Below are 5,532 nucleotides of genomic sequence, written 5' to 3' on the forward strand. Positions count from 1 at the left end.
GGTGTTGACGGCCACAAAAAACGATATAGAATGGGCGGCTCACCTCGGACGAAACGTTCGGGACGCAACACGAGGAATCGGTTGCAAGTGGTTGATCTTTGACAGTGTGCGCAGGTGAATTGTGTGGACGTCTTGCGATGGAGGGTTACGACCTGTCCAACAAATGCAAGCGTCCAATGAAAGAAAAAGTCAGTAATGAGTTTTGATTTTGTTGGGACTAACGCTTCAGAAAGATAGATTGTCTTCGGACAGTCGAAAACTTAAGTGAAGAGTTTGATCCTGGCTCAGATTGAACGCTGGCGGCATGCCTAACACATGCAAGTCGAACGGCAGCACAGCAGAGCTTGCTCTGTGGGTGGCGAGTGGCGGACGGGTGAGTAATGCATCGGGACCTACCTGAACGTGGGGGATAACGTAGGGAAACTTACGCTAATACCGCATACGTCCTACGGGAGAAAGCGGGGGATCTTCGGACCTCGCGCGGTCAGACGGACCGATGTTCGATTAGCTAGTTGGTGAGGTAATGGCTCACCAAGGCGACGATCGATAGCTGGTCTGAGAGGATGATCAGCCACACTGGAACTGAGACACGGTCCAGACTCCTACGGGAGGCAGCAGTGGGGAATATTGGACAATGGGCGCAAGCCTGATCCAGCAATGCCGCGTGTGTGAAGAAGGCCTTCGGGTTGTAAAGCACTTTTATCGGGAGCGAAATACTATCGGTTAATAACCGGTGGGGCTGACGGTACCCGAGGAATAAGCACCGGCTAACTTCGTGCCAGCAGCCGCGGTAATACGAAGGGTGCAAGCGTTAATCGGAATTACTGGGCGTAAAGGGTGCGTAGGCGGTTAGTTAAGTCTGTCGTGAAATCCCCGGGCTCAACCTGGGAATGGCGATGGATACTGGCTGGCTAGAGTGTGTCAGAGGATGGTGGAATTTCCGGTGTAGCGGTGAAATGCGTAGAGATCGGAAGGAACATCAGTGGCGAAGGCGGCCATCTGGGACAACACTGACGCTGAAGCACGAAAGCGTGGGGAGCAAACAGGATTAGATACCCTGGTAGTCCACGCCCTAAACGATGCGAACTGGATGTTGGTCTCAACTCGGAGATCAGTGTCGAAGCTAACGCGTTAAGTTCGCCGCCTGGGGAGTACGGTCGCAAGACTGAAACTCAAAGGAATTGACGGGGGCCCGCACAAGCGGTGGAGTATGTGGTTTAATTCGATGCAACGCGAAGAACCTTACCTGGCCTTGACATGTCTGGAATCCTGCAGAGATGCGGGAGTGCCTTCGGGAATCAGAACACAGGTGCTGCATGGCTGTCGTCAGCTCGTGTCGTGAGATGTTGGGTTAAGTCCCGCAACGAGCGCAACCCTTGTCCTTAGTTGCCAGCGAGTAATGTCGGGAACTCTAAGGAGACTGCCGGTGACAAACCGGAGGAAGGTGGGGATGACGTCAAGTCATCATGGCCCTTACGGCCAGGGCTACACACGTACTACAATGGTCGGTACAGAGGGTTGCGATACCGCGAGGTGGAGCCAATCCCAGAAAGCCGATCCCAGTCCGGATCGAAGTCTGCAACTCGACTTCGTGAAGTCGGAATCGCTAGTAATCGCGGATCAGCTATGCCGCGGTGAATACGTTCCCGGGCCTTGTACACACCGCCCGTCACACCATGGGAGTGAGTTGCTCCAGAAGCCGTTAGTCTAACCGCAAGGGGGACGACGACCACGGAGTGGTTCATGACTGGGGTGAAGTCGTAACAAGGTAGCCGTATCGGAAGGTGCGGCTGGATCACCTCCTTTCAAGAAATGACGGTCGCGAGCTCTCTCGCGCAAGACGTCCACACAAGGCACCTGTATTTTACGTAGTTGTTCCAGGTCGCCTGGTCTAGGTTCTGGGGTTCAGTCTCACCGGGTCTGTAGCTCAGGTGGTTAGAGCGCACCCCTGATAAGGGTGAGGCCGGTGGTTCGAGTCCACCCAGACCCACCATATTCCAAGGATTCCTTGGGGCCTTAGCTCAGCTGGGAGAGCACCTGCTTTGCAAGCAGGGGGTCGTCGGTTCGATCCCGACAGGCTCCACCATGGAATGACCAACGCGTAAAATATAAGCACACCTCAAGATTTTGAAGTCATTCGGCGTTGAGGCCGGACTGACGTTCTTTGAAAAACTGTAAACGAGTGACAAGCGTCTTGGTTCGAAACCGAACCGAGATAAGTGTTAAGGCAACGAAAACGAAGTACTTGGCTGCACCTGAAGAGGGTGTATGCCCCGAGGCGACTTGGGGTTATATGGTCAAGCGACTAAGCGTATACGGTGGATGCCTTGGCAGTCAGAGGCGATGAAGGACGTGGCAGCCTGCGAAAAGTGTCGGGGAGCTGGCAACAAGCTTTGATCCGGCAATGTCCGAATGGGGAAACCCACTCCGCAAGGAGTACTGCATGGTGAATACATAGCCATGCAGGGCGAACCCGGGGAACTGAAATATCTAAGTACCCGGAGGAAAAGAAATCAACCGAGATTCCCTGAGTAGCGACGAGCGAACGGGGACTAGCCCAAAAGCACATTATGTTTTAGTCAAACGGGATGGAAAGCCCGGCCATAGATGGTGATAGCCCAGTCGACGAAAAGACATTTTGTGTGAAATTGAGTAAGGCGGGGCACGTGAAACCTTGTCTGAACATGGGGGGACCATCCTCCAAGGCTAAATACTACTGACTGACCGATAGCGAACTAGTACCGTGAGGGAAAGGCGAAAAGAACCCCGGAGAGGGGAGTGAAATAGACCCTGAAACCGTATACGTACAAGCAGTGGAAGCCCGCAAGGGTGACTGCGTACCTTTTGTATAATGGGTCAGCGACTTACTGTCTGTGGCAAGCTTAACCGTATAGGGGAGGCGAAGAGAAATCGAGTCTGAATAGGGCGCATAGTCTCAGGCAGTAGACCCGAAACCGAGTGATCTATCCTTGGCCAGGTTGAAGGTGCGGTAACACGCACTGGAGGACCGAACCCACATCTGTTGCAATAGATGGGGATGAGCTGAGGATAGGAGTGAAAGGCTAAACAAACTCGGAGATAGCTGGTTCTCCTCGAAAGCTATTTAGGTAGCGCCTCGTGCGAATACTGTTGGGGGTAGAGCACTGTTATGGCTAGGGGGTCATCGCGACTTACCAAACCATGGCAAACTCCGAATACCAACACGTACTACACGGGAGACACACGGCGGGTGCTAACGTCCGTCGTGAAAAGGGAAACAACCCAGACCCGCAGCTAAGGTCCCAAAGTCATGGCTAAGTGGAAAACGATGTGGAAAGGCATAGACAGCCAGGAGGTTGGCTTAGAAGCAGCCATCCTTTAAAGAAAGCGTAATAGCTCACTGGTCGAGTCGGTCTGCGCGGAAGATTTAACGGGGCTAAGCCATGCACCGAAGCTCGGGGTGTGCACATTTATGTGTACGCGGTAGAGGAGCGTTCCGTAAGCCTGTGAAGGTGGATTGTAAAGTCTGCTGGAGGTATCGGAAGTGCGAATGCTGACATGAGTAACGATAATGGGGGTGAAAAGCCCCCACGCCGAAAGCCCAAGGTTTCCTCGCGCAACGTTCATCGGCGCAGGGTGAGTCGGCCCCTAAGGCGAGGCAGAAATGCGTAGTCGATGGGAAGCAGGTTAATATTCCTGCACTTTTCTATAGTGCGATGTGGGGACGGAGAAGGTTAGGTCTACCGGGCGTTGGTTGTCCCGGGGAAAGGCGGTAGGCATGGGTCTTAGGCAAATCCGGGACCCTTTATGCCGAGCACCGAGACGAGCCCTATTGGGCGAAGTGACTGACACCACGCTTCCAGGAAAAGCCACTAAGCTTCAGCTATAGAAGAACCGTACCGCAAACCGACACTGGTAGGCAGGGTGAGAATCCCAAGGCGCTTGAGAGAACTCGGGTGAAGGAACTAGGCAAAATGGCACCGTAACTTCGGGAGAAGGTGCGCCCTTTAGCGTGGTCACATGCGTGACTGAGCGTTGAAGGGTCGCAGTAACCTGGCCGCTGCGACTGTTTATCAAAAACACAGCACTCTGCAAACACGAAAGTGGACGTATAGGGTGTGACGCCTGCCCGGTGCTGGAAGGTTAATTGATGGGGTCAGCCGCAAGGCGAAGCTCTTGATCGAAGCCCCAGTAAACGGCGGCCGTAACTATAACGGTCCTAAGGTAGCGAAATTCCTTGTCGGGTAAGTTCCGACCTGCACGAATGGCGTAACGACAGCGGCGCTGTCTCCACCCGAGACTCAGTGAAATTGAATTCGCTGTGAAGATGCAGCGTTCCCGCGGCAAGACGGAAAGACCCCGTGAACCTTTACTATAGCTTTACACTGAACGTTGAGTTCTTCTGTGTAGGATAGGTGGGAGGCTTTGAAGCGCAGACGCCAGTTTGCGTGGAGCCAACCTTGAAATACCACCCTGAAGTGCTTGACGTTCTAACCTAGGCCCGTAATCCGGGTCAGGGACCGTGTATGGTGGGTAGTTTGACTGGGGCGGTCTCCTCCCAAAGAGTAACGGAGGAGCACGAAGGTACGCTCAGCGCGGTCGGACATCGCGCACTGTGTGCAATGGCATAAGCGTGCTTGACTGCGAGATCGACGGATCAAGCAGGTACGAAAGTAGGTCATAGTGATCCGGTGGTTCTGTATGGAAGGGCCATCGCTCAACGGATAAAAGGTACTCCGGGGATAACAGGCTGATACCGCCCAAGAGTTCATATCGACGGCGGTGTTTGGCACCTCGATGTCGGCTCATCACATCCTGGGGCTGTAGCCGGTCCCAAGGGTATGGCTGTTCGCCATTTAAAGTGGTACGCGAGCTGGGTTCAGAACGTCGTGAGACAGTTCGGTCCCTATCTGTCGTGGGCGTTGGAGATTTGAGGGGGGCTGCTCCTAGTACGAGAGGACCGGAGTGGACGTTCCGCTGGTGTTCGGGTTGTCATGCCAATGGCATTGCCCGGTAGCTATGAACGGAAGTGATAACCGCTGAAAGCATCTAAGCGGGAAGCACGCCCCAAGATGAGATCTCCCGAGAGCTTGACTCTCCTTAAGGCACCATCAAGACCAGGTGGTTGATAGGTCAGGTGTGGAAGTGCAGCAATGCATGGAGCTAACTGATACTAATGAGCCGTGAGGCTTGGCCATATAACCCCAAGACGCTTCTATCGTTCCTTGAAGCTTGTCTGATCCGATTTCACCTCGACGCTTGTCACTCGTTTACACCCTTATCCCACGTGAGATCCGTCTCACGAGAGAGCAAAAACCGGCCATCCAGGGCCGGACTCTCAAAAACGCGGAGCTGGCGCTTAAAAAGCGCTGCTCCCACCCCTTCCCTGGCGGCCATAGCGGCGTGGTACCACCTGATCCCATCCCGAACTCAGAAGTGAAACGCGCATGCGCCGATGGTAGTGTGGCTTTGCCATGCAAGAGTAGGTCACCGCCAGGGGCCTTACACTGAACAACCCTCACCGGAAACGGTGGGGGTTTTTCTTTTTGCGCG

Annotated in this window: 2 tRNA genes and 3 rRNA genes; all 5 read left to right on the forward strand. The window is 54.0% G+C overall.

The annotated features are described in order from the left end of the window. Positions 1–261: 261 nt before the first annotated feature. Positions 262–1,806, forward strand: a 16S ribosomal RNA gene (locus tag HDE80_RS21930). A gap of 110 nt (positions 1,807–1,916) precedes the next feature. Continuing rightward, a tRNA-Ile gene (locus HDE80_RS21935) sits at positions 1,917–1,993 on the forward strand. 17 nt (positions 1,994–2,010) lie between these two features. Then, positions 2,011–2,086, forward strand: a tRNA-Ala gene (locus tag HDE80_RS21940). 209 nt (positions 2,087–2,295) lie between these two features. Further along, a 23S ribosomal RNA gene (locus tag HDE80_RS21945) occupies positions 2,296–5,177 on the forward strand. Between the two features lie 187 nt (positions 5,178–5,364). After that, positions 5,365–5,478, forward strand: a 5S ribosomal RNA gene (gene rrf / locus HDE80_RS21950). The 16S, 23S and 5S rRNA genes sit together here with 2 tRNA genes alongside, the layout of an rRNA operon. Positions 5,479–5,532: the final 54 nt, after the last annotated feature.

It is taken from the genome of Rhodanobacter sp. A1T4 (assembly GCF_014207185.1).
In the GTDB taxonomy this organism is placed as follows: domain Bacteria; phylum Pseudomonadota; class Gammaproteobacteria; order Xanthomonadales; family Rhodanobacteraceae; genus Rhodanobacter.